Here is a 25,827-nt window from a genome sequence, read left to right as displayed (position 1 = left end):
CACACCAATTGAAAAATACAGGGAACTGCTTCCTGACAGATGGGAAAAGGCTAATGACTAAAAAGGGATCATTAGCCTTTTTATTTTAATACACTATATAGAATCGCGGAGACGCTTACCGTGAAAGGATGGGTGAAGGGAACACCCTTCACCTATAAACTGCTTATAGATAGGATAATACAAGGAAAAGTGAAGGGTGAAGAAATTGTTCATTATAACTCTTCGCATACCCGCATTTCCATACCTTTATATACCACTACAATCTTGTGTAGTTGCGTGGAGCCGATAGCTTGTTTCACCGTGTCCGTGTCGGCATAGCGGTTGGCTTGGGCGATGGCTTCTTGACGCAATTCCTCCACACGGTTTTCAGAATCGCGATATTTGGCGTACTTCAACTCAACGATGTAGCTGTGCTTCATGTCAGAATATATGTCCAACATGGGACAGAGGAAAATATCGACGTAACCCGCTTGTGTATCTTGCTCGGAGATAGGGCGGTAGAAGCGGTTTTGCGCGGTCATGGCCAAGGTGAAGCCGTGAACGAAGAATTCGCCCTTTTGCTTGTCACGCTGGGATGCATAACGTTTTAGGCAGTCGGCAATGTAACCGAAATAGGCTTGCCAATTGCCATCATAGGCGAGCTGGCTTGAAAGTTCGCTCTTTTCGTAGCTGCTGAAATTCAAGTCTGCGTCGTTGTAGGTATTCAGCAAATAAGTGTAGAGCTGCTCTTGAACCACCAGGTTCGGAATGGTCAGTTTGGTCTTGCCTTTATATATTCCGCTAATGGTCAACATTCCGAAATAGTAGAGCAGGCTTATAAAATTGTCAGGATTGGTGATGTTGACGGCAGGGAAACCTTTCTTCAGTTCGCCAGTGATATAACCTTGACTCACTAAAGTTTGAATGACGGAAGCATCGTGTGCAAACTCCTTATCCTTTCGAATGAGCATACGCAGCTTTTCATAATCGATGCGTATATTATCTTCTATCATTTCTCGTGGCGCTTTGCCGTTATCTATGTAATTCTTCACGAAGTAGAGCACCATGTTGGAGTTGTACATGGTAGTTTCACCGTAACAATCCTGTGCGAAGCAATAATTGTCGTACCATGGTTTCATTATTTCTATCAGTTCGTCAACAGTATGGCGGAAAGGGCTGTTCGTTGAATAATAAGTCAGCATTTCGCGCACTTCTTCTTCGGTGAACCCCATCATTTGGTTAAATTGGGGGGTAAGTGAGTAGTTTGTGCCGATGTTGAAGCCACTCGTCAGGTCATCCATCGTTACGGGGCTTACACCGGTGATGAAACAACGTTCTATGCTGGAATAAGTTCCTGCCTTCACCTTATTGAAGAAAGCACGCAGATAACCTTCGCCATGCGTTTCATCAGTGTAGCGGTGCAAGCTTTCCGCATCGGAAAGGATGGCGTTGGTGAAGTGGTCGTATTCGTCGATGAAGAGATACATTTTCTGTCCGGCACGTTCGCACTCCGAAACCAAATAGTCCAGTTGGTTGACAGCCCCGTCCTTTTCGTCCAATCGTTCTCTGATACCTTGTGGCAGGAGGTCGGAATAGACTTCACAGAAGAAGTCGAAGCGGATTTGGCAATGTGCATCCAGTCCTTTTCGATAATCGTTCAGTTCGCCGGTGATACCTGAAAAGTTGAGGTAAAGCACTAGGTAGCTGTTACGGTTTGCTGTGGGATGCTTCCCGATGTAGAGGTCGCCAAATAAGTCGTCGAACTTATCGCGGGTACGCACATCGTAGTAGTGTTGGAGTACGTTCAGCGTGAGACTCTTGCCGAAGCGGCGGGGACGGATGAAGAAGAAGAACCGGTCTGCCTGCTCTATCATAGGAATGAAGCGGGTTTTGTCTACATAATAATAGTCTTCGCGGCGGATGACTGCGAAGTTCATCATACCGTAAGGTAAACGCTTTCTGTTGGGTACTATATATTCCATTGGATCCATTTTCTGTCCTCCTGCTGATTTCTTTTTTATAACTTGCTTATTAATAGCGTTAACGACACAAAGATAGTAAAAGTTCTTGTTGGGTACGAGGCATCCTCAAAAAAGTATTGGAAAAACTCATTCACACTAAGAATTGCAGCCTTGGCAAAGCTATTCTGAAACAGTAGTGAAGGGGCGGAAATAATTCTCGAGATTAGCTTGTATTTACTGAAAGATACTGTATTTTTGTGCAGAACTAAAAAACAGATTATGTTGGACATTATTTTGATTGTAATTAGTGCCCTTTGTATGATAGCCGGGTTAGCAGGTTGTATTCTGCCGTTTCTTCCCGGTCCGCCTATTGCTTATGTGGGGTTGGTCATTCTGCACTTCACGGATAAGGTACAATATTCTACGACACAATTAATCGTATGGCTATTGATTGTAGCTGTTTTGCAGGTATTGGATTATTTCACTCCGATGCTGGGAAGTAAATATAGTGGCGGTAGTAAATGGGGGAATTGGGGATGTATTGTAGGAACTCTTGTCGGTCTTCTTTTCTTGCCTTGGGGTATTATTCTTGGTCCGTTTCTAGGGGCGGTGATTGGTGAACTATTAGGAAATAAAGAGTTCTCGCAGGCACTCAAATCAGGTGTGGGTTCTTTACTCGGATTTATATTCGGAACTTTACTGAAGTTCCTTGTCTGTGGCTATTTTTGCTATCAATTTATCATAGGTCTTATTCGGTAACCTATTTGATGTTGTAAAACATTCGTAAGAATAACCTATCTATTGCCTTTACATAGAGTACTAAATCGATGTGCGTTCGTCTTTATTGAAGTAGCACATTGAGGTAGTACCATGAAAAAGACTTTTACTTATCTTTCTTTTATCATTTTCTTGGGGTGGTTTCCCTCGCTTTTTGCGGGAGAAATTTATGTATCCCTGCAGGGGAATGATAAGAATCCCGGGACAAAGGAAGCCCCGTTTTATACATTAAACCGGGCGATCAAACAGGCTCGTGAATGGCGTAGACTGAATCGGCCGGAAGTAGCCGGAGGAATTTATATTCGTTTGGAAGAGGGTGTTTATGCCCAGCGCAATTCTCTGTTTCTTCGTCCGGAAGATAGTGGGACACCCGATTCTCCAACGGTGATTTGTGCAGTAGATGGTGCTCACCCTGTAATTAGTGGTGGAGTTGCTGTTACGGGGTGGAAGCGTGGATGTAATCATCCGGCAATTCCTGAAAAGTTAAGGCAGAAGATATGGTCGGCAGAGGCTCCCCTAATAGGAAATAGAAGAGTAGAAACCCGGCAAATGTGGGTGAACGGTCATAAAGTTCAAAGAGCTGCGCAATTTCCTGACGGAGGATTGGAACGAATGATTGACTTCAATCCGGAAGAGCAGACAATTACGATCCCCGTTTCTCAAAGTGTAAATTCGGAAAGACTTCAAAATGCCGGTCAACTGGAAATGATTGTCCATCAACGCTGGGCAATTGCTATTTTGCGTGTGAAAAGTATAGACGTGAAAGGCGGACAAGCTGTAGTTCGCTTCCATGAACCTGAAAGTCACTTGGAGTTTGCGCATCCCTGGCCGCAACCCGTCATCGGAGGAGAGAAAGGAAATTCTTCCTTTTGCCTGACCAATGCACTGGAATTGCTGGACCAACCCGGTGAATGGTTTCAGGAATATCCTTCCGGCACGATTTACTATTATCCGCAGGCGGACGAAAATATGGAAACAGCTGAAGTGATTATCCCTGCCTTGGAAACTTTAGTGACCATAGACGGTACATTGTCTCGTCCGGTAAAACATATACAATTTAACGGAATTACTTTTGAGCATACCTCCTGGATGCGTCCTTCTTATCAGGGACACGTCACCTTGCAAGGGGGATTTCCTTTATTGGATGCCTATAAACTACAAGAACCGGGGCTTCCGGAAAAAGCAGAACTGGAAAATCAAGCTTGGATCACCCGTCCCGAAAGAGCGATACGTGTAAGAGGTGCCGAACATATTGATTTCAAGCATTGCACCTTCCGTCATTTATCGTCCACCGGACTGGATTATGAATGGGCAGTCACAGCATCGAGCGTCGAAGATTGTCAATTTACGGATATTGGAGGAACGGCTTTACTGGTCGGTGCGTTTCCGGACGGAGGATTTGAGACGCACGTCCCTTTTATTCCTGCTGACGTACGGGAATTATGTTCCCATATTACTATCAGAAACAATTTCATTAGTAATGTGACTAATGAAGACTGGGGATGTGTAGGTATCGGCGCCGGATATGTCAGAAACATGGATATTTCTCATAATGAAGTCTGCCATCTGAACTATTCAGGGATTTGTGTAGGCTGGGGATGGACATCGCTGGAGAGCGGAATGTGCAACAACCGGATAGAAGCAAACTATGTACATCACTTTGCCCGTCGGCTATACGATGCAGGCGGTCTGTATACTCTTTCCAACCAGCCGGGTTCCGTCATGCGAAATAATCGGATCGAATATTTAATCGAAGCCCCCTACGCTACGAATGACCGGGCTTTTTATATCTATCTGGATGAAGCTACGGACGGATATACAATGGAGAACAACTGGTGTCCTGCTGAACGTTTTGATTCGAACCGCCCCGGGAAAAAGAACGTGTGGAAGAATAACGGCCCTCAAGTGGCGGACAGTATTAAATACAAAGCCGGAAGAATAAAGCAAGATTGAAACAAATCAATGGATTAACATAGTCATCAATGTACTAGTATAGCAATCAATAAACTAGTGTAATAATCATTAGAACTAGACTAGTATGGTAATCATTCAAACTAATATGATAATTATAGTAATCAATAAACGATATTTAATCAATAAAATAGATGAAACCAACGAACTACCATTTATTTGATTTCCTTGATTTCGATACCGAGTTATTAAGGAATGAGTCGCTTTGGAAAGCATACAAGCCAACGGCTGTTTATGAAAAGGAAGGAGATATTTACGTAACAGTTCCCTTTCAGAAGCAAAAGCTGGCTAACGATATGATGGCGGATACCGATGTTCCCCAGGAGGAATATACGTTAATCATCCGTCAGTATAACATCGGCATCACCCGCCTGTTTCTTGGCTTCGGCGATTATGTACTGACAGATGAGTCGGAAATGCTACAATTCAGTGACCGGATTCAGAAAGTGCCCCTGTTTATAAAAGAACAAAAAGGAAAATGGATTCTTTCGACGGAAGACGGAACGAAGCGTGCCATTATCAATGTGGAAGAGCCTCTATTAGACCGATGGAGCGAATTGCTTCCCGACCCTCAAGAAACGCTTGACATCACTTTATACCCTGACGGAAAGCGTGAAATCCGCTTGTCAGCCTACGACCATTTTTCGCCTCCCCGCTACGATGCGCTACCTGTTGCCTTTTGCAAACGCGACGGTCGGAAAGAACGTGCAACGCTTTCTTTTGAATGTAAGCCCGATGAGTGTTTTGCCGGAACCGGAGAACGTTTCTTTAAAATGGACTTGAGCGGACAGACTTTCTTCCTGAAAAACCAGGATGGGCAAGGAGTCAATAACCGGCGTACTTATAAGAATATCCCTTTCTATCTATCCAGCCGCATGTATGGAACATTCTACCATACATGTGCTCATAGCAAGCTCTCGCTGGCCGGACATTCCACCCGTTCCGTCCAGTTTCTAAGCGACCAGGCATTGTTGGATGTATTTGTAATAGGCGGTGATACGATGGAAGATATTCTTCGCGGTTATCGTGACCTGACCGGCTATCCGTCTATGCCTCCTCTTTGGAGTTTTGGCGTTTGGATGAGCCGTATGACTTATTTCAGTGCCGATGAAGTAGACGAAATATGCGACCGCATGCGTGCCGAACACTATCCCTGTGACGTAATTCATCTGGATACGGGCTGGTTCCGTACCGATTGGCTCTGCGAATGGAAATTCAATGAAGAACGGTTCCCCGATCCGAAAGAATTCATCGGGCGATTGAAAAAGAACGGCTATCGTGTCTCTTTATGGCAACTTCCATACGTTGCGGAAAATGCAGAGCAGATTGATGAAGCCAGAGCCAATGATTATATAGCCCCATTGACCAAACAACAAGCGACCGATGGTTCCAACTTCTCCGCCCTGGATTATGCCGGAACAATCGACTTTACTTATCCGAAAGCAACCGAATGGTACAAAGGACTATTGAAACAACTCCTGGATATGGGAGTAACCTGTATCAAAACCGATTTCGGTGAAAACATTCACATGGACGCCCTCTATAAAGGTATGAAGCCGGAATTGTTGAACAACCTGTATGCCCTGCTTTATCAAAAGGCCGCTTACGAAATTACGAAAGAAGTGACAGGTGACGGCATAGTCTGGGCACGTTCCGCATGGGCGGGATGCCAGCGTTATCCTTTGCATTGGGGAGGCGATTCCTGTAGTTCCTGGGATGGAATGGCAGGTTCTCTGAAAGGCGGTCTACATTTCGGCCTGTCGGGATTTGCTTTTTGGAGCCATGATGTTCCCGGCTTCCATACATTGCCCAATTTTATGAACTCGGTAGTAGCAGATGATGTGTACATGCGTTGGACCCAATTTGGCGTATTCACATCGCATATCCGTTATCACGGAACCAATAAGCGTGAACCCTGGCACTATCCGGCCATAGCTCCGTTGGTGAAAAAGTGGTGGAAATTGCGTTATTCGCTCATTCCATACATCGTAGAACAAAGTAAACTAGCCATAGAAAGCGGCTATCCGCTCTTGCAGGCACTCATTCTGCATCATCCGGAAGATAAACTTTGTTGGCATATAGATGATGAATACTATTTCGGCAATGATTTCCTGGTAGCTCCGGTGATGAACAGCGAAAACCTTCGGGATATCTATCTTCCCGAAGGAAAATGGGTGAACTTCTTTACGGGAGAACGTTTGGAAGGAGCATGCTGGTTGAGAGACGTGTATGTTCCGTTGGAAGAAATGCCCGTATATGTGCGTGCAAATGCCATGATCCCCATCTATCCGGAAGACGTGGACTGTACGGATGAAATGGATTTAAGCAAGAGCATAGCTTTACGCATAGATAATGATTATAAAGGATTTTGGAATAGTTCACCACAGATTACACAGATTGACACAGATGATAAGGGGAGATAAATCATATCTGTGTTAATCTGTGTAATCTGTGGTGGACTATGATAGATTGTGGTAGAAAATTAATTAATTTAGTATAGTATGAAAACATGGAAGAGTAATTTAGAAGAAACAAAACAACGTTATATAAATTGGTGGAACCATAAAGGAATCATTCTCAATATGTGGGAACACTTCCAGGAAGGAGTGCAACCACATGCAGAGATAGTACCTCCTGCGCCGGCAAAAGATTTGTCGCAAAAATGGTTCGACCCTCAATGGAGAGCTGAATATCTGGACTGGTACGTAGCGCACAGCAGTCTGAAAGCGGATATTCTTCCGGTTGCGAATACCCAACTGGGTCCCGGTTCTCTAGCCGCCATTTTAGGCGGAGTGTTTGAAGGCGGGGAAGACACCATTTGGATTCATCCCAACCCGGATTTCACCGATGAAATAGTCTTTAACCCCGAACACCCGAACTGGATTCTTCATAAAGAACTCCTGAAAGCCTGTAAAGCGAAAGCCAACGGACACTACTTTGTCGGTATGCCCGACCTGATGGAAGGATTGGATGTCCTGGCCGCACTGAAAGGAACGGATAGGGTATTATTGGACACAGTGATGCAGCCCGAAATCCTGGAACAGCAGATGCAGCAAATCAACGACATCTACTTCAAAGTATTTGATGAACTATACGACATCATCCGTGAAGGCGACGAGATGGCTTTCTGTTATTTCTCGTCCTGGGCTCCCGGAAAGATGAGTAAACTGCAAAGTGATATTTCGACCATGATTAGTCAGGATGATTATCGCCGGTTTGTGCAACCTTTTATTCGTGAACAATGTCAGAAGATTGATTATACTCTTTATCATCTGGATGGAGTGGGAGCCATGCATCACCTGCCTGCTTTGCTTGAAATTGAAGAATTGAATGCGATTCAATGGACCCCCGGAGTGGGCGAACCACAGGGAGGATCTCCCAAATGGTACGATCTGTATAAGAAGATTCTGGCAGGAGGAAAGAGCGTGATGGCTTGCTGGGTGACATTAGACGAACTAAAACCCCTATTGGATCATATCGGCGCGGACGGTGTACATTTGGAAATGGATTTCCATAACGAAAAGGAAGTGGAACAGGCCATGCGGATTGTCGAAGAATATACCGGTTCTTCTACCGCTGTAAATACCAATGAACATCAACAGGATGCCGACTTGGCAGCTACCGAACAGGAACGTATTTGTATACGGGAAGAACAACATCGGGAAGAGGATAAACTGAAACCTCTGTATGAAGCCATTGTTGCCGGGAAACTGGAACCTGCGGTTGAAATCACCCGGCAAGCTATTGCGGAAGGAGTAGCTCCCCAAATGATTATCAATAATTATATGATTAAAGCAATGGGCGAAGTGGGACAACGTTTCCAGGATGGAAAGGCTTTTGTTCCCCAACTGTTGATGGCAGGACGTGCCATGAAAGGGGCTTTGGAACTACTGAAACCTTTATTGGCAGAAAGTGCTTCCACTACAATCGGTAAGATTGTCATCGGTACAGTGAAAGGAGATCTCCATGATATTGGTAAAAACCTGGTGGCTTCCATGCTGGAGGGGTGCGGCTTTGAAGTCATAAATATTGGTATTGATGTGACTTGTGACAAGTTTGTGGAAGCTGTGAAGGAAAACCATGCTGACATCTTGTGCATGAGCGCATTGCTGACTACTACCATGACGTATATGAAAGAGGTTATCCAGGCATTGGAAGAGGCCGGTATTCGTAATCAAGTGAAAGTGATGATTGGCGGAGCACCCGTCAGTCAGGGGTTTGCTGACGAAATCGGTGCGGACGGATATAGTGATAATGCGAATACAGCCGTGGCAGTTGCCAAAGAACTGATTGGAAATAAAAAATAGAATAAAAAGGCACGGATTACACGGATCAACACGGCTCTTAATTACATAGCCTATTAAAACCGTGAAATCCATGTAATCCTTGCCTGAAAGAAAATTAGATTTAAACTTACGTTACTTATTTAATACTTGAATTATGCATGTGAAATTCTTAGAGACATTAGATTGGAGTATTCTGATTGCCTACTTCCTTATTTTGATAGCTATTGGTATATGGGCAAGTTCAAAACGAAAAAAGGGGAGTAGTCTTTTCCTTGCGGAGAATTCGTTGAGATGGTATCATATCGGCTTCTCCATGTGGGGGACAAATGTCGGACCTTCCATGTTGATAGCTTCCGCAAGTGCCGGATTTACTACCGGTATTGTTTCGGGGAATTATGCCTGGTATGCATTTGTCTTTATATGTCTGCTTGCTTTTGTCTTTGCTCCCCGATATTTGGGTAGTCGCATCACGACATTGCCCGAATTTATGGGAAAACGTTTCGGACAATCTACCCGTAACATCCTTGCCTGGTATACCATTATTACCATTCTTATTTCATGGCTTGCATTGACTTTATTTGCCGGTGGAGTTCTGATCCGTCAGGTCTTCGATATTCCTATGTGGCAATCGGCATTGCTGTTACTTGTCATCTCCGCTTTCTTCACGATGCTCGGCGGACTGAAAGCTGTGGCCTACACGAATGTATATCAAATGATACTGTTGATTGTAGTATCAGCCACACTGGCTATCATGGGAATCTATAAAGTGGGCGGTGTAGGAGCACTGGTGGACGCCGTTCCGGCGGATTACTGGAATCTTTTCCATCCAAATGATGACCCGGCTTTTCCTTGGCTACCTATTATCCTGGGTTATCCTATTATGGGAGTTTGGTTTTGGTGTACGGATCAGTCGATGGTGCAACCGGTTCTTGCTGCCAGGAATCTCAAAGAAGGACAGATGGGAACCAACTTTACCGGATGGTTGAAAATATTAGATGTACCTTTTTACATTCTTCCCGGCATTATCTGCCTCGCTTTATTCCCACAATTGGAGAATCCCGATGAGGCTTACATGACAATGGTGACTCATTTGTTCCCGACAGGAATGGTCGGCTTGGTATTGGCTGTATTGACAGCAGCATTGGTAAGTACTGTCGGCTCTGCGTTGAATGCATTAAGTACGGTATTCACGATGGATATCTATGTGAAGAAAATCCGACCGCAGGCCAAGCAGAAAGAGATTATCAGAGTGGGACAAGTGGTTACGGTAGTCGGTGCACTAATCTCTGTGATAATAACCATAGCGATCGACAGCATCAAGGGACTGAATCTATTTAATGTTTTCCAGTCTGTACTGGGATTTATAGCTCCTCCGATGGCAGCTGTATTTCTCTTTGGCGTGTTCTGGAAACGCACCACTACTCTGGCAGCTAATATGGCTCTGACATTGGGAACTGTGTTCAGTATCGGAGTGGGAATTTTGTATTTATGGGTATTTCCGGCCGAACAATATAATGCGTGGCCTCATTTTATGCTGCTTTCCTTCTACTTATTCGTTATCATCGGAATAGGCATGATAGTAGTCAGCCTGTGGGATAAGTCTCCGCAATTGGGCATCTTGAATATGGAAAAGATAGAGGACAAACCTGCACGAATTGTTCTTATCCTATGGGGATTACTTATTGTGACTATGATCGGGCTTTACATCTTCTTCAATGGCCACTAGTTTTTATTCACCACAGAGGACGCAGAGGACACAGAGATTATTATCTAATAATAAAAGACTCTGTGTCCTCTGCGTCCTCTGTGGTGAAACTATTTTCTGCGAAAACAATTTTCGTACGTACACAGCCCGCAAGTATATTCCAGCTTACGGACATGAGAACCCACTCCAATAATACCACTTACAGATTTGATGGGAATCATCAGACTGGAATCAGTCAACTGAATACCACAAGGCGAAGCAACCGGAAATAAGGAGAATAGTTTTTGTTGTTCCGATACGTGCCATCCGCAATAACCGGGGCTGTACCTATTAGTGTGTTTCCAACCTCTTTTTTCGATAAATACAGCCAACTCCTCTTCCATGCAATCAGCAGCCTTTTCTGCAATGATGCTCCCCAATGAATCTGCTATATATATTTTCACCATGTCATCCTCTTGCTGGAGGAGATGTTGGAACTCCTCAAATTCAACTCCGGCAGTTGCGGTAAAAAAGGCAAAAGCTTCCGAACCCCGTAATTGGCGGGTAATGGTTTTACCGATTGAGAGAACCGTATCTTTTACTGTCAATGTTGCTTTTTCGGTGTCGAGCAGTCCATCGGCGATGAAAAAGAAAAAACGGGGACGAAGAAGGGGAGTGGTACGGTCCAGTAAAGTATTTATTTCCTCTATAACCATTCCATCCGGCATAGAATCTTTATATCCCATCGCCTCGTAAATTTCGAGTGATGGGATCTGTAGTTTCTGATAAGTGAGTTCCTGTTCAAACATTATTGAATTCTTCCAATGCGGCATAAAATGCGTCTATATTTGCTGAAGGTGTGAGGGGTGGAATATCACAACCACTTGACAATACGAAGTTGGGATATGCACGAGTAGCTTCTAATAGTTGCAAAGTCGCTTCTTTCATAGTTTCCGGGCCTGCCATCTTGAAAAGACTCACCGGGTCCAGATTTCCCATTGCCAGTGCATCGGTCGGAACCTCTTTCAACGCTTCCTCCATCTTAATTTTATTCCCGAAGTGGTAAGCGGCTGCACCGGTATAAACCATCGCTTGCGTGCAATTCCCTGTGTTTCCGCAATTATGAAGTACTACGGCAAAGTGATCATCCTGTACCTTCTCTACTATTTCTTTCACAAATAAAGAAGAATATTGCAGGCAATCTTCGTTGGATAACAATCCCGCAGCAGGTTCAGCCATGATTACACCGTTCACACCGGTTGCTTTCAATGCCATACAATAGCGGGTGATGAAATCACTGCATTTTCTTAACAACGTATTGGCTGCATCGGGATTAATATAAATCAGCATCATGATTTCCGACATATCATACAAACGTCCGGCCAGCGAATAAGGACCGATGCAACCGGCAAAAACCGGGCGGTCTGTAATATTTCTGGCTGTCAGCATATTTGCTTTAAGATATTCCGGGATTCTTCCTTTATTCAACGCCGGAACTTCCAGCTTTTCAATAGCAGCTTCATCCGCCAGTAAACGGCCGGACACACTGGGCACCTCATTTTTCGGAAAGATAATCTCTGCCCCGAAAGCTTCCGCTTCTACCGTCAGATCCATGATAACGGTTGCTGCCGCAGCCGGATACTTGTCACAAAGAGCTTTGATAGCCTCATAATGAACCTGTCCGTTTGTTACCGCATCATGCACCGTTTTCCCGATAAATTCGATACCCGGATGTGTCATGATCGGAATTGCAATCGTTTCCTTACCTTGGATCGTTTGGCTGATCCATTCTTTCATATTCAGTTTACCCATAATTTTAGTTTTTAACTTCGTCTTGTAATAAAGACGAAGTTACCCCTCTTTTGTAATCTCGTATATGATAAAATCTGATACCGGTATAAAAAAAGCTGCCCTTCAGAAAGAAGAGCAGCTTTACACCTATTTGATTTATCTTCAGGCTTTATTTTACCGGAATCTTATCAATACGATTCTGATGACGGCCACCGTCAAATTTGGTAGAGAAGAACTCTGTCAAAATCATATCCGCTTCTTCAGTGCTGATGAAGCGTCCCGGCATAACCAGTACATTAGCGTCATTGTGCTGACGGGCCAGGTGCGCAATTTCTGCATTCCAACAGAGAGCAGCACGAATTCCCTGGTGCTTGTTCAGCGTCATATTGATTCCGTTTCCACTGCCGCAGATAGCGATACCGGGATAACATTCTCCCGATTCCACTGCAAGAGCCAGCGGATGAGCATAATCCGGATAGTCTACGCTAGCGGTAGAGTTAGTTCCGAAATCCTTGTAAGCCCAGCCTTTTACTTCCAGCCAGCCGCGAACATATTCTTTCAGTTCAAAACCGGCATGGTCGCATGCTAATCCGATTGTTTTCATTAGAGCATTGCTTTTACCTGGTTATATACGTTCTCGGCAGTAAATCCAAGTTTTTCATCCAACACAGTGTAAGGAGCAGAGAAACCGAAAGATTCCAATCCCCAAACTTTACCGTGGCAACCTACCAGACCTTGAAGAGTGACAGGCAGACCGGCAGTCATACCGAAAATCTTCGCATCTGCCGGAAGAATAGCTTCCTGATATTCTTTCGGTTGGTTGCGGAACAGACCTTCAGAAGGAGCAGATACAATGCGTACCTTCACGCCATCTTTGCGAAGTAACTCTGTGCCGGCTACCAATGTAGCTACTTCAGAACCTGAAGCCACCAGGATAACATCCGGATTTTCGTCGGAACCTGCTACGATATAAGCACCCTTGGCTGCTTGTTCGTAATCTGTTCCTGCCGGTAAATTGGCAATATTCTGACGAGAGAAGATTAATCCTGTAGGAGTAGACATATTTTCCATAGCAAGTTTCCAAGCAATGGTTGTCTCTTCTGCATCAGCCGGACGAAGTACCAACATAGAGTTGTGTCCCTTATGGTTTTTCAGTTTTTCCATCAGGCGGATTTGAGCTTCCTGTTCTACCGGTTCGTGAGTAGGACCGTCTTCACCTACGCGGAATGCGTCGTGTGTCCAGATGAATTTCACCGGTTGTTCCATCAAAGCAGCCATACGTACGGCAGGTTTCATGTAATCGGAGAATACGAAGAATGTACCGCAAGCAGCGATTACACCACCATGGAGAGACATACCGATACAGATACAAGCCATTGACAATTCAGATACACCTGCCTGGAAGAATGCTCCGCTGAAATCACCTTTCTTGAAAGAATGAGTCTTTTTCAGGAAACCGTCAGTCTTGTCAGAGTTAGAAAGGTCGGCCGAAGCAACGATCATGTTTTCTACCTGTGTAGCAAGTGCGCCCAATACGGTTGCAGATGCAGCACGAGTAGCGCTACCTGCTTTCTGTTCGATAGCAGCCCAGTCCACTTTCGGAGCTTTGCCCGAGAAGAAGAGTTCCAGTTTTGCTGCCAGTTCCGGGTTTGCTTTCGCCCATGCAGCTTTCTTTGCATACTTTTCAGCAACGATCTTTTTCAGTTCTTCTGCTCTTTTTGCATACAGTTCGGCTACTTCCGGGAATATAACGAACGGGTTAGTAGGATCACCACCTAGATTCTTGATTGTATTTACATAAGCGTCGCCGCCGAGAGGAGCACCGTGTGTAGCGCAGTTAGCTTCATAGCTGCTGCCGTCTGCCTTGCGTGCACCTTTACCCATTACGGTTTTACCGATAATCAGCGTCGGGCGTTCTTTTTCAGCCTGTGCTTCTTTGATTGCTGCACGGATTTCGTCAGGATCATTACCGTTGATACTAAGTACGTTCCATCCCCATGCTTCATATTTCATGGCAGTATCTTCAACGGTTACGTCTTTCGTTTCTGTAGAAAGCTGAATATCGTTGGAGTCATAGAACATAATCAGATTGTCCAATCCCAGTGCACCGGCAATACGTCCGGAACCTTGAGAGATTTCTTCCTGAATACCACCGTCAGAGATGTAAGCGTAAATGGTCTGATTCATCACCTCGTCGAAACGGGCTTTCAAGAATTTGGCAGCGATAGCAGCACCTACTGCAAAAGTATGTCCTTGTCCCAGCGGACCGGAAGTATTTTCGATACCACGCATGATGTCCACTTCAGGGTGTCCCGGAGTAGGGCTTCCCCATTGACGGAATTCTTTCAGCTCGTCCAGCGTGAATTTTCCTGTCAATGCCAACGTAGAATAAAGCATCGGAGACATGTGGCCCGGGTCGAGGAAGAAGCGGTCACGTCCTTCCCAACGGGGATTTTCAGGATCGTATACTAGAAACTCAGAGAAGAGTACATTTACAAAATCAGCACCACCCATGGCGCCACCCGGGTGACCGGAATTGGCTTTCTCAACCATTGAAGCAGCAAGAATACGGATGTTATCCGCTGCACGATTCATAAGTTTGTTATCGTTCATATCATTAAAATTTAATTGATTTCTATCAGATTGTTCGCAAAGATAACTCTTTATGTGGATTTAACAATCCCAAAGAGCTATCTTTTTTATCGACAATTTTACGGTCTTCTTGTTTGTGATACAATAAGTAATTGCCCTAAAATTACTGTAACTCTAAAGTAACAATGGACTTAGCAGGAAGTTTTACCTTCATTGTACCTTTATTGATTTTTACCTCTTTGAAAGGTGCCGGTTTTACAATATTAGGGTTTTCAAAAGAATTGTAATCGGTCAGTTTTGCAGAGGTCAGAATCTCTCCGACTGCTTTTTTGGCTTTCGTATCACCCAGATTGATGGTGATTTCCTGTGCTTCATCAGCATCTACATTGGAAAGAGAAATATGGATCACCCCATCTTTATTTTTGGAAGCTGTGGCGCTCACCATCGGTACAGTGCGGTTATCACGTACACTTATCTTTTCGCAAGTCAGGTCGATAGGAAGATAAGTGGCATCCTGATGTACTTTATACATCTTGAAGACATAATAAGTAGGAGTGAGCACCATTTCTTTGTCTTTTGTCAGAATCATCGATTGAAGTACGTTGACAATCTGTGCGATATTTGCCATCTTCAAGCGGTCTGTATATTTGTGGAATACATCAAGACTTAAAGAAGCCACGAAAGCATCACGCAACGTGTTTTGCTGATACAGATGTCCTTTGATGGTTCCCGGTTCTTCATCCCACCAGGTTCCCCATTCGTCCAGTAAGAGGGCGATTTTCTTGTCCTTGTCATATTTGTCCATGATGGTACAATGTTTCTTGAGTACATCTTCCACTTCCAGACATTTGCCCATCGTCCAGTAATAATCATCCTTGTTGAATTGAGTGGCTGATCCTTTGCTGCCACTCCATCCGGTTACGGTATAATAGTGCAGAGAAAGACCGTCCATCCGGTGTCCTACACGATTCATCAATACATCTGTCCATTTGTAATCATAGTCACTTGCACCACTGGCAATTTTGAACAGACGGTTGCCGTCATAGTTACGGCAATAAGTAGAATAACGACGGTATAAGTCCGCATAATATTCCGGACGCATGCTGCCACCACAGCCCCAGCTTTCATTTCCTACTCCCAGATATTTGAGTTTCCATGCTTTGTCACGACCATTCTTACGACGAAGATTGGCCATGGGAGAGTCCCCGTCGGAGGTCATGTATTCCACCCATTTGGCGAGTTCTTCTACGGTACCGCTACCTACATTTCCACTCACGTATGGTTCGCAACCCAGCATTTCGCAAAGATTCAAAAACTCGTGTGTTCCGAAACTGTTATCTTCAATGGTTCCGCCCCAGTTGTTGTTCACCATCTTCGGACGGTTCTCTTTCGGACCAATGCCGTCCATCCAGTGGTATTCATCGGCAAAGCATCCGCCCGGCCAGCGAAGGACGGGAACGGACAAGTCTTTCAGTGCATTGAATACATCTGTGCGGTATCCCTTAATATTGGGAATATCCGAGTTTTCGCCTACCCAAAGACCGCCGTAGATACATGAACCCAGGTGTTCGGCAAACTGGCCGTAAATTTCCTTCGGTATGATTTCTTTGCCTTGGTCGGCATGTACGGTTATGGTAGCACTCTTTTGTGCAGAAAGAGATACAGATGCTGCCAGAAAAGCCGTGCTGACTAATAGTTTTGCTTTCATAAATGGTATTTGTTTAATGATTATTTTAGTAAACGAACTTCATAAACGGCAGAGGTCCATTCCGTCCCGTCAGGGATAAAACGTATCGGACAACTACCCGTATTCAGTTTTTGAGGCAGAACATAAGAAAGAGTAATGAAACCGTCTTTATCTGCTTCACTGATAGTCGGATGAATAGCCAACTTTTCGTTATTCAAAAGAATAGCCACTTTATTGCGGTCATCTTTCCGTATTGTAATCAGTATGCGGCTTGCTTCCTCTTTCACTTTCAGCTGATAGCCGAACCAACCTTTGGCACGTCGGAAATGCCGGTCTTTATTCGTCCCTGTTTCTGCCTGTTCATACTGGATGCCATGGTCAGACTCCGGCTGCTGTTCGCCAGGGAAGATAAGGTCAATGGTTTGATTAGCCAATTCTGTTGCTTTTCGTTCAGCCGTTGCCATCTCTTCCTGAATCGCTTTAAACTGCTCTTCGCTTGCCTGCCGGAAATAAACGGCATAACGGGAATTATGCAGGCGGAAGAACGGAACGAGTTTCAATGCTTTGCCTTGTGCAGGATACACCTCTCCGTTATAGCTGAAAGTAATCCGGCTATTCTGTTCTTTCTGAAGAGATTTGCAGATTGAATCAGGATTTCCTATCAGCATCGGAACTTCTTGTAAAGGAATTTGTTTGCCATGAGCGATATGGCCGCCACGACTGTCATCGGCATATAAACCATCAAGATATTCAGTGCCTGTGGAAGCTGCAAGAACGATTGGACCATATAAGAAAGCATAATAATCTTTCTTGTCGGGAATCTGTTCCACGCTGACTTTCATAGGCAAGTGGAAAGTAATGACATCCCCTTTTTTCCATTTGCGGGAGAGAGGAAGATACTGGTTACCTTTTGCCATAACGAACATTTTTCTTTTTCCATTGATGCTGACGCTATATCCTTTGGATTGGTTCGCCCATTCCGGAATACGTATCATTAAAGTACGTTTTTTCTTAGGCGCTTCATCTATTCGCAAAGTTACCTTGTCGTCATCAGGGAAACGGGTTTCCTGTGTCAAAATAATGCCTTGCTCTTTCCAGGTCAGTTGTGAAGGAATGAAGAGATTGACATAAAGTGTGTCTTTCCGATACGCATAGATAAATTCACCGTATTTGGTATGATTCTCCAAGCCTGAACCTACACAGCACCACATGGATGTTTCCGGTTGTGAGTATACACGATAGTGTCCTGGACGCATAGGAGTGAAGTAGACAAATCCACCTTTATCCGGCTCTTGTGACGCTAAGATATGATTGTAAAGCGCACGTTCGTAATAGTTTACGTAGTTTGGATCAGGTTCGTTTGTTTGATTCGGATTGTGAGAATTCTGATAAAGCATTTTAGTAAGCCGGAGCATGTTGTAAGTATTGCAGGTCTCCGGTCCTTGAACGTCGTTCAGCATGGACGTGAAGTTATCCGACGGATGGAAATGTTCGCGGACGCTATTTCCTCCGATGCAGACGGAACGGTGATTGACTACCGTGTTCCAGAAAAAACGGGCGGCATGATCCCATTCTGCAGCATGATTCCAAGTCTTGTCGTCTTGTGACACTTCGGCTATTCGCTTGTAGCCGATCACTTTTGGAATCTGTGTGTTGGCGTGCATTCCCGTCAATTTGTCTTCCTCTTTGATAAGCGGGTCTAAGATAAGCTTGTGGGAGAAACGGCGTGCCAGTTCCAGATACTTCTTGTCGCCTGTGATTTCGGCCACGTCAGCGAACGTTTCGTTTAATCCGCCATGTTCGCTACGAAGCATATCCTGCATTTGTTCGTCGCTCAAGCCGGAAGTGATATCGATCATCCAATCTGTAAAAGCGATAAGCATTTGGCGTGCAAGGTCGCTTCCTGCATAGAGATATGCATCCCGCAATCCGGCGTAAGTCTTATGTATGTTGTATAGAGGCACCCATTTGCCGTTAAGGTCGAAACCTCCGGCACGGATCTTTCCTGCTTTTATATCTTTCCAAAGTTGAAGGCTTCCCGGAGTTCCTCCGATGAATCCTGTGCCGACAGTTTGTTGTGCCCGGTTCAACTCATTCAGCATGTAGTTGAGGCGATTATAGACTGCGGTATCTCCGGTGGCGGCATACATCATGGAAAGTGCGGATAAATAATGTCCGCCGATATGTCCGTCCAATCCGGTATTTTCCCAATTGGTGTAGCTGGGGGCTTTAGGCTGTAACCCTGCTTCGCGGAGAAAAGGAGCGAGCAGACGGTCGGGGTCTAATGCAAGTATGTAATGTAAATCAGTCTGTTGAGCTTGCAGAAACGGACTATCCAATAGTTTCACATTCTGTAAAGGGAAGTAAGACACTTGTGGGGCGTTTTGAGCTTTGCCCAGTGAGATGGACAGCACAAGTGCAAGTATGAACGAGGTGGTTTTCATGATAATAGTCTCCCCATCTCCCTCTCCAAAAGAGGAGAGGGGTGGAGATAATTAATGTTTGTACTTAGTTAGAATTGACTCTTGATAAACAGCGATTTATCGGCAATCTCTGATGAACAACAATGGATTGCCGACTGTCAATTATTTAAATTTGACTGCTGCCTCTTCGATAGGCAATCCTGCCTTATAGTTTTCGATGTATGTATTGAAGCCGGCTACATCTTCGGGTGTAGGTGATACCTCGATACCCGCGTCACCGACAAATACGCTTTCATCCAGAAAATCGGCAAGAGATTGTTTCTTTTCATTGTTCACGAGGTAAGAACCTAACAGGGCAATACCCCAGGCACCACCTTCGCCGGCTGTTTCCATCACAGAAATAGGCGAGTTGATAGCTGCAGCAAGTATTCTTTGACCTACTCCTTTGGTTCTGAATAATCCTCCGTGACCAGTAATTCTGTCCACTTTGATTTTTTCTTCGTTGAACAGGATATCGTTGCCAATCTTGAGTACTCCTACTGAAGCATATAGGTGAGTCCGCATAAAGTTTGCCAGGTTGAATTTGTCATTTGCCGAACGTACAAACAACGGTCTTCCGTCAGCAAATCCAGTTACAGGTTCGCCTGAAATATAATTGTATGAAAGCAAACCTCCGCAATCGGTATCACCGGTGAGTGCAATATTGTAAAGTTTGCTATAGATTTCATCCATATTTACAGGTATGCCCAGAAGCTCCTGATATTCCTTGAACAGGTTGACCCACGCGTTGAGATCAGAAGTACAGTTGTTGCAATGCACCATGGCTACCAGACTTCCGTCAGGAGTGGTCACCATGTCAATCATTTCGTATGGCTTCGACAAATCTTTCTCCAATACGATCATAGAGAATGAAGAAGTACCTGCCGATACATTTCCGGTGCGTTGTTTGACTGCATTGGTTGCCACCATTCCGGTACCTGCGTCTCCTTCCGGCGGACAAACCGGTATTCCTGCCTTCAAATGACCCGATACATCGAGCTTTTTACTTCCTTCCGGAGTGAGGACACCAGCATTTTCACCTGCCGACAATACTTTAGGCAGAATATCTTCCAGTTTCCAGCTATATTCTTTCGGAGCAATCAGTTTATCGAACTTAGCCACCATTTCAGCTGAATAGTTGTGGGTTGTCGGATCGATAGGGAGCATACCCGATGCGTCACCGATACCCAATACCTTTTCGCCAGTTATCTGCCAATGCACATAACCTGCCAGAGTAGTCAGGAAATCAATGTCATTCACATGCGCTTCATTGTCCAGGATAGCCTGGTACAAATGAGAAATGCTCCATCGCAGCGGAATGTTGTAGACAAACAGTTCTGATAAGGCTGCTGCTGCCCGACCTGTATTCGTATTTCTCCAGGTGCGGAAAGGCACGAGGATTTCTTCTTTTTTATTGAACGGCATATAACCATGCATCATGGCGCTGACACCGATAGCAGCCAGCGTCTCAATCTCTACGCCGTATAAGTTCTTTACGTTAGCGCGAAGGTCAGCATAGCAATCTTGCAGTCCCGACCAGATAGCTTCAATATTATAAGTCCAAAGTCCGTCAACTAACTGGTTTTCCCAAGTGTGGCTACCTTGAGCAATAGGCTTGTTTTCTTGGTCAATCAAAACTGCTTTAATTCGTGTTGACCCCAGTTCTATACCAAGAATGGCTTTGCCTGCTTCGATGGTTGATTTTGCATCTAATTTCATGTTGAAATCAATATTTTAAGGTATAACGATAATGATAGAAAAAATCAAGTTTCGCAGGTGCTTAATAATTGGATTAAGCTCTTGCGAAACTTGAGAGATCGGCTTTTTAGCAAAGCGCTTTATTCAACATGTAATACACTTCGTTCATGCGCAGTTCTTTTTTGAAGCAGCTGATCGTAGTATCCTTGTTGATATGTACCATTTCGATACCTGCGATTTCAGCGTAATCTTCCCAATATTCTGCTGTCAGGTCGTAAGAGAAGCAAGAATGGTGAGTTCCACCAGCCAGGATCCATGCACCTGCACCCACTTCGAGGTTAGGCATCGGAATCCAGAGAGCAGAAGCAACCGGCAACTTAGGCAGCGGTTTCGGTTCGATACATTCCACATCGTTCACAATCAGGCGGAAGCGGTTACCCATATCTACTACTGTAGCAGTGCATCCTGCGCCTGTCTTTGAAGTAAATACCAATCTTGCAGTCTGGCTCTTGCGGATACCTATACCGAGGAAGTGTACTTCCAGGCGCGGTTTGTTGGCTGCGATAAGCGGGCAGATTTCTAACATGTGTGACTGCAGGATAGAGCTGTTGGCACCGTCGAAGTTCAGCGTGTAGTCTTCCAGGAATGAACAACCTCTGGGAAGTCCCTGATTCATTACCCATACTGTACGGTACAGAGCAGCCGATTTCCAGTCACCTTCAGCGCCGAATCCGTAACCTTCCGCCATCAGACGTTGTGAAGCAAGCCCCGGGATCTGATCGAAACCATTGTATTCGATGTCGCCCAAATCGTCGAAGTTGGTCGTAAATCCTTTAGCGCCTTTAGCTTTCAGGATAGCACGCATGGCAAGTTCTGCTTTAGCGGCATTCCATACTTTCTGATAAGCTTCAGTCGATTTGTCTTCCAAAGAAGCATCGTGGTCGTATTCTTTGAAGTAGGTAGCTACCAATGCATCTACATCTTCATTCTTGATTTCTTTGTGGTATTCCATCAATTCGCTTACCGGACAATAATCTACATGGTAACCCATACGTTGTTCAGCTTCCACTTTATCACCGTCGGTTACAGCTACATTGTTCATCTGGTCGCCGAAACGGATAATCAGCATATCCTGTGAGTCTGCCCAACCGGCACAAACACGCATCCAGACAGCGATCTTGTGCAAAGTGTCTTCCTCTTTCCAGTGACCTACCACTACTTTACGACGGATGCGCATACGGGTACAGATATGTCCGAATTCGCGGTCACCGTGAGCTGACTGGTTCAGGTTCATGAAGTCCATGTCCATTGTATCCCAAGGAATTTCCTTGTTGAACTGTGTGTGCAGGTGTAACAATGGTTTCTTCAACTGTTGCAGACCATGAATCCACATCTTAGCAGGAGAGAAAGTATGCATCCAAGTGATTACACCGATACATTTTTCATCGTTATTGGCTGCTTTGAATACAGTTTCCACTTCTTTAGAAGAGTTGGCAGTACCTTTGTATACCACCTTGACAGGGAGTTTACCGGATTCATTCAGTCCGTTTACCATTTCATTAGAATGTGCGTCTACTGCGATTACTGCGTCACCTCCGTACAGAAGCTGTGCTCCTGTTACGAACCATACTTCATATTGATCAAATACGTTATTCATAATGTTATTGCTTTAATTTTTAATATTTGTTTTTTTAATTGTTACTGTCCATAATAAGCATTCGGACCATGCTTGCGGCTGAAATGTTTTTCTACCAGCAACGGGTTCATTGTTAAATTCGGGTTTACCGCATAAGCGATACTTGCCATTTTGGCTACCTGTTCCATTACCACAGCGTTGTGTACAGCATCGTGCGCATCTTTTCCCCAAGAGAAAGGACCGTGATTTTTTACTAACACTCCCGGTGTATGTACAGGATTCAATCCTTCAAAACGTTTCACTATCACATTACCGGTTTCCAGCTCGTAAGCGCCTTTCACTTCCGCTTCCGTCATATCTGCCGTGCAGGGAATAGCGTCATGGAAATAATCCGCATGAGTTGTTCCGATGTTCGGAATGTCGCATCCTGCCTGTGCCCAGGCAGTCGCATAAGTAGAGTGAGTGTGTACCACTCCGCCAATCTCCGGAAATGCTTTGTAAAGTACTACGTGAGTAGGAGTATCCGAGGATGGCTTCAGTCGTCCTTCAACGACCTTGCCATCCAAATCCACTACTACCATATCTTCGGCCTTCATATCATCATAACTTACACCACTGGGTTTGATTACTACCAATCCGCTTTCACGGTCGATAGCAGAGACATTGCCCCAGGTAAAGATGACTAATCCATGCTTTACCAATTCAAGATTGGCATGAAATACTTTTTCTTTTAGTTCTTCCAGCATAATGATTATATTTTAAATTTCGGGTCTTTGCGGTAAGCCTTGCCGTTGAACTTATACAAGGCAGCGCCCCGTTTGGAACCCAGTTTATCAATTTTATCAGTCTTTTCTATATAATCCATTTCAGCCACTCTTTTACGGAAGTTTCGTTTATCCATTGTTTCACCGTAAATGGCCTCATATAAACTTTGTAATTGGGATAATGTAAAGAGTTTCGGAAGCAGATTGAATCCGATAGGTTCTACGGATGCTTTCTGTTTCATCAGTTCCCGTGCTTTTTCTACCATTTCAGGATGGTCGAAGATAAGCGGGGGAAGTTCGTTCATATTCACCCAGTAAGCATTGTGCTTCTGAACCAGTTTCCGGTCATACTCATTGATGTTAATCAATGCATAGTAAGCCACGGAGATAACCCGTTCACCCGGATCGCGGTCGATTGCTCCGAAAGTTCCTACCTGTTCCATGTAGACGTTTTCCAATCCGGTAAGCTCATGCAATACACGTTTGGCGGCATCATCCACACTTTCATTGTTTTGCACAAATCCTCCCATCAGTGACCATTCACCCATTGCCGGCTCGAAGTTTCTCTTTAACAATAGCAAGCTGATTTCCCCTTCGTTGAAACCAAAGATGATGCAGTCGATGCCGACATAAAAGGTGGGATTCGAGCTATAATAAGCCTCCCCCCGGTTCTTTCCAAAAGAGAGGGAGTTTGAGCTTATCATTGACTCTTGTGAATTATCTTTATCCATTTAGATTGTGATTTTAGTTATAATAAACCAGTCTTTCCGTTGGCAAGACTATTTTTATATTCCTTCAACCTTTCCCAAAGAGAAGGTTGAAGGAAGGGCTTATTTTTTACCAGAAATACCAGTAGAAAGCACCTGTAATAGCCAGAATAATTACAGTATGAATAATATCCCAGTGATTCCAGCTTGCACGTGTAGCTGCTTTTTGTTCTTTGGTAGCTGTACCGAATACTAATCCCTGAATCTTTTCTGCAGTCGGAGCTTTGGTTGCCAGGCTGACCACGATTACTACAATAATGCAGAACAAGAACATCCATCCACAGAAGAATAACCAGTTCATATCATAGAACAAATATTTGAATGTAGAATCTGCTACTTCACCTGCATTGCTATAATATACTTTTGCACCGAGGCGAGTTAAACCGATTACCATACCAGCAATCAATCCCCACATACCACCCTGGGCGGAAGTACGTTTCCAACAGATACCCAGTAAGAAAGCCGCAGCGATACCAGGAGCTAGTACGGATTGAACGTCCTGCAAATAAGTATAAAGTACATCGCCTACACTACGCATGATAGGAATCCAGAGAATACCTAAAATAACGATTACAACCGTTGCAACCTGACCGATACCTACCAGTTTCTTCTCCGGAGTTTCCGGTCTGAAACGTTTGTAGAAGTCGATAGTAAACAGCATGGCTGATGAGTTAAACAGAGATGCAAGAGAACTCATCAAGGCAGCAAGAATACCACATACTACCAGACCTTTCACACCGGCAGGCAATAATTTGGCTACTAATGTCGGGAAAGCGGCATCGGCATTTGCTGTTCCGTTAGCCAGCATCGGCAAGAAACCTTCGCCACCGGCACCGATATATTTTTGATGTAATGCAAATGCGATCATACCAGGAATCAAGAAAAGGAATACAGGCAACAATTTCAGATAAGCACCGAAAATGGTACCACGACGAGCTTCCATTTCATTTTTACCTGAAAGTACACGTTGAACGATGAACTGGTCGGTACACCAGTACCAGAAACCGATAATAGCCGAACCGATCAAAGCGCCCAACCAAGGGAAGTTTGCATCATCATTACTACGGATCAGGTTAGTCATTGTATCACCGTAATTATTTACGGTAACAGCCCCACAGACCCTCATCATTTCGTCCCATCCACCTAATTCTTTGAAGCCGAGTACCAGAATTATTAATGATCCTAGCAGTAGGATAGGGGTTTGAAGAACAGAAGTGTAAAGAACTGATTTCATACCACCGAAGATCGTATAAAGTGCAGTTAACACTACCAGACCGATAGCTGCAATCCAGAAGAAATCAATTCCCCAAAGCTCTTTGATACCGAATACTTGTTGGAATACAAGACCACCGGCATATACAGTCACAGCTACTTTGGTTAACACATAACTCACCAAAGAGATGACCGACAGGATGGTACGTGATTGAGGATTATAGCGGCGTTCCAGAAATTCCGGCATTGTATATACCATGCTTCGTGTGTAGAAGGGTACAAACACCCATCCCAGAATCAAGATCATCCATCCCTGAATTTCCCAGTGTGCCATAGCCATACCACTGGATGCACCGGCTCCTGCCAGTCCGATCAAGTGTTCCGAACCGATGTTGGATGCGAAAATAGAGGCACCGATCGCAAGCCATGTTGCGTCGCGTCCGCCCAAGAAATAATCTGCCGAGTCATTTTGTTTTTGTCTGACTACCCAAACAATAATACCGATCAGAGCCAGAAAAAAAACTCCGATTACTAGCCAATCTAATGCTTCCACAATAAAT

The 25,827-nt window shown here is 44.6% G+C and carries 17 protein-coding genes; 5 read left to right on the top strand and 12 right to left on the bottom strand.

The features are described from left to right. Nucleotides 1-212: 212 nt before the first annotated feature. A complete protein-coding gene (locus N5O98_RS07590) occupies nt 213-1,970 on the bottom strand; it encodes an AAA family ATPase (protein WP_118161144.1) in 1,758 nt (585 codons plus the stop codon). Between the two features lie 249 nt (nt 1,971-2,219). On the opposite strand from N5O98_RS07590, the gene N5O98_RS07585 reads away from it, so the two are divergent. From N5O98_RS07585 to N5O98_RS07565, 5 genes are all read left to right on the top strand, one after another. Continuing rightward, nucleotides 2,220-2,699, top strand: a complete 480-nt coding sequence (locus tag N5O98_RS07585) for a DUF456 domain-containing protein (RefSeq protein WP_118161143.1) — start codon at nt 2,220-2,222, stop codon at nt 2,697-2,699. A 111-nt stretch (nt 2,700-2,810) separates the two neighbouring features. After that, entirely contained in the window at nt 2,811-4,670 is a 1,860-nt protein-coding gene (locus N5O98_RS07580) for a right-handed parallel beta-helix repeat-containing protein (protein WP_118161142.1), read from the top strand. A 152-nt stretch (nt 4,671-4,822) separates the two neighbouring features. Beyond that, nucleotides 4,823-7,111 (top strand): glycoside hydrolase family 31 protein, encoded by a 2,289-nt coding sequence (locus N5O98_RS07575; RefSeq protein ID WP_118161141.1) that lies wholly within the window; start codon nt 4,823-4,825, stop codon nt 7,109-7,111. Nucleotides 7,112-7,189: 78 nt separating this feature from the next. After that, nucleotides 7,190-8,995: a corrinoid protein gene (locus tag N5O98_RS07570; protein WP_149948973.1), complete on the top strand. Its 1,806-nt coding sequence runs from the start codon at nt 7,190-7,192 to the stop codon at nt 8,993-8,995. Between the two features lie 133 nt (nt 8,996-9,128). Next, nucleotides 9,129-10,700 carry a sodium:solute symporter gene (locus N5O98_RS07565; RefSeq protein ID WP_022199859.1) on the top strand — a complete coding sequence of 524 codons (1,572 nt, stop codon included), beginning with the start codon at nt 9,129-9,131 and terminating at the stop codon, nt 10,698-10,700. 89 nt (nt 10,701-10,789) lie between these two features. On the opposite strand, the gene N5O98_RS07560 is transcribed toward N5O98_RS07565, so the two are convergent. The 11 genes from N5O98_RS07560 to N5O98_RS07510 all read right to left on the bottom strand — a co-directional run bounded on the left by N5O98_RS07560 (nt 10,790) and on the right by N5O98_RS07510 (nt 25,820). Continuing rightward, entirely contained in the window at nt 10,790-11,467 is a 678-nt protein-coding gene (locus tag N5O98_RS07560) for a vitamin B12 dependent-methionine synthase activation domain-containing protein (protein WP_004309180.1), read from the bottom strand. Beyond that, the gene (locus N5O98_RS07555) at nt 11,460-12,470 is read right to left on the bottom strand and encodes a methylcobamide--CoM methyltransferase (RefSeq protein ID WP_004309179.1); all 1,011 of its coding nucleotides are present in this window, start codon (nt 12,468-12,470) and stop codon (nt 11,460-11,462) included. The genes N5O98_RS07560 and N5O98_RS07555 overlap by 8 nt, the downstream gene beginning before the upstream one ends. Nucleotides 12,471-12,618: 148 nt before the next feature. Further along, nucleotides 12,619-13,053, bottom strand: a complete 435-nt coding sequence (gene rpiB, locus N5O98_RS07550; RefSeq protein WP_004309178.1) for a ribose 5-phosphate isomerase B — start codon at nt 13,051-13,053, stop codon at nt 12,619-12,621. After that, the gene (locus N5O98_RS07545; protein WP_032855878.1) at nt 13,053-15,062 is read right to left on the bottom strand and encodes a transketolase family protein; all 2,010 of its coding nucleotides are present in this window, start codon (nt 15,060-15,062) and stop codon (nt 13,053-13,055) included. The genes rpiB and N5O98_RS07545 overlap by 1 nt, the downstream gene beginning before the upstream one ends. A gap of 142 nt (nt 15,063-15,204) precedes the next feature. Then, nucleotides 15,205-16,749: an alpha-N-arabinofuranosidase gene (locus tag N5O98_RS07540; protein ID WP_004309176.1), complete on the bottom strand. Its 1,545-nt coding sequence runs from the start codon at nt 16,747-16,749 to the stop codon at nt 15,205-15,207. A 20-nt stretch (nt 16,750-16,769) separates the two neighbouring features. After that, nucleotides 16,770-19,172 carry a beta-L-arabinofuranosidase gene (locus tag N5O98_RS07535; protein WP_004309175.1) on the bottom strand — a complete coding sequence of 801 codons (2,403 nt, stop codon included), beginning with the start codon at nt 19,170-19,172 and terminating at the stop codon, nt 16,770-16,772. A gap of 141 nt (nt 19,173-19,313) precedes the next feature. After that, on the bottom strand, nt 19,314-20,909 hold the full coding sequence (locus N5O98_RS07530; protein ID WP_004309174.1) for a xylulokinase: 1,596 nt from the start codon (nt 20,907-20,909) through the stop codon (nt 19,314-19,316). Nucleotides 20,910-21,015: 106 nt separating this feature from the next. Continuing rightward, nucleotides 21,016-22,545 carry an L-arabinose isomerase gene (araA, locus tag N5O98_RS07525; RefSeq protein WP_004309173.1) on the bottom strand — a complete coding sequence of 510 codons (1,530 nt, stop codon included), beginning with the start codon at nt 22,543-22,545 and terminating at the stop codon, nt 21,016-21,018. Between the two features lie 41 nt (nt 22,546-22,586). After that, nucleotides 22,587-23,270, bottom strand: coding sequence for an L-ribulose-5-phosphate 4-epimerase (locus tag N5O98_RS07520; protein WP_004309172.1), 684 nt, complete (start codon nt 23,268-23,270; stop codon nt 22,587-22,589). Nucleotides 23,271-23,275: 5 nt separating this feature from the next. Beyond that, nucleotides 23,276-23,992, bottom strand: coding sequence for an NUDIX hydrolase (locus N5O98_RS07515; protein WP_008770909.1), 717 nt, complete (start codon nt 23,990-23,992; stop codon nt 23,276-23,278). 133 nt (nt 23,993-24,125) lie between these two features. Further along, entirely contained in the window at nt 24,126-25,820 is a 1,695-nt protein-coding gene (locus N5O98_RS07510) for a sodium:solute symporter (protein WP_004309170.1), read from the bottom strand. Nucleotides 25,821-25,827 lie beyond the last annotated feature (7 nt).

Origin of the sequence: Bacteroides sp. LFL-34, from assembly GCF_027257075.1 — a bacterium.
In the GTDB taxonomy this organism is placed as follows: Bacteria; Bacteroidota; Bacteroidia; order Bacteroidales; family Bacteroidaceae; genus Bacteroides; species Bacteroides ovatus.
This window is presented reverse-complemented; position numbering and strand designations above follow the sequence as displayed.

Excerpts from the sequence above, each read along its gene's own strand:
- N5O98_RS07520 (WP_004309172.1), bottom strand. The coding sequence starts at position 23,270 with ATGCTGGAAGAACTAAAAGAAAAAGTATTTCATGCCAATCTTGAATTG.
- N5O98_RS07560 (WP_004309180.1), bottom strand. The coding sequence starts at position 11,467 with ATGTTTGAACAGGAACTCACTTATCAGAAACTACAGATCCCATCACTC.
- N5O98_RS07580 (WP_118161142.1), top strand. The coding sequence starts at position 2,811 with ATGAAAAAGACTTTTACTTATCTTTCTTTTATCATTTTCTTGGGGTGG.
- N5O98_RS07515 (WP_008770909.1), bottom strand. The coding sequence starts at position 23,992 with ATGATAAGCTCAAACTCCCTCTCTTTTGGAAAGAACCGGGGGGAGGCT.
- N5O98_RS07555 (WP_004309179.1), bottom strand. The coding sequence starts at position 12,470 with ATGGGTAAACTGAATATGAAAGAATGGATCAGCCAAACGATCCAAGGT.
- N5O98_RS07545 (WP_032855878.1), bottom strand. The coding sequence starts at position 15,062 with ATGAACGATAACAAACTTATGAATCGTGCAGCGGATAACATCCGTATT.
- N5O98_RS07540 (WP_004309176.1), bottom strand. The coding sequence starts at position 16,749 with ATGAAAGCAAAACTATTAGTCAGCACGGCTTTTCTGGCAGCATCTGTA.
- N5O98_RS07565 (WP_022199859.1), top strand. The coding sequence starts at position 9,129 with ATGCATGTGAAATTCTTAGAGACATTAGATTGGAGTATTCTGATTGCC.
- N5O98_RS07530 (WP_004309174.1), bottom strand. The coding sequence starts at position 20,909 with ATGAAATTAGATGCAAAATCAACCATCGAAGCAGGCAAAGCCATTCTT.
- N5O98_RS07575 (WP_118161141.1), top strand. The coding sequence starts at position 4,823 with ATGAAACCAACGAACTACCATTTATTTGATTTCCTTGATTTCGATACC.
- N5O98_RS07590 (WP_118161144.1), bottom strand. The coding sequence starts at position 1,970 with ATGGATCCAATGGAATATATAGTACCCAACAGAAAGCGTTTACCTTAC.
- araA (WP_004309173.1), bottom strand. The coding sequence starts at position 22,545 with ATGAATAACGTATTTGATCAATATGAAGTATGGTTCGTAACAGGAGCA.
- N5O98_RS07535 (WP_004309175.1), bottom strand. The coding sequence starts at position 19,172 with ATGAAAACCACCTCGTTCATACTTGCACTTGTGCTGTCCATCTCACTG.
- N5O98_RS07585 (WP_118161143.1), top strand. The coding sequence starts at position 2,220 with ATGTTGGACATTATTTTGATTGTAATTAGTGCCCTTTGTATGATAGCC.
- rpiB (WP_004309178.1), bottom strand. The coding sequence starts at position 13,053 with ATGAAAACAATCGGATTAGCATGCGACCATGCCGGTTTTGAACTGAAA.
- N5O98_RS07570 (WP_149948973.1), top strand. The coding sequence starts at position 7,190 with ATGAAAACATGGAAGAGTAATTTAGAAGAAACAAAACAACGTTATATA.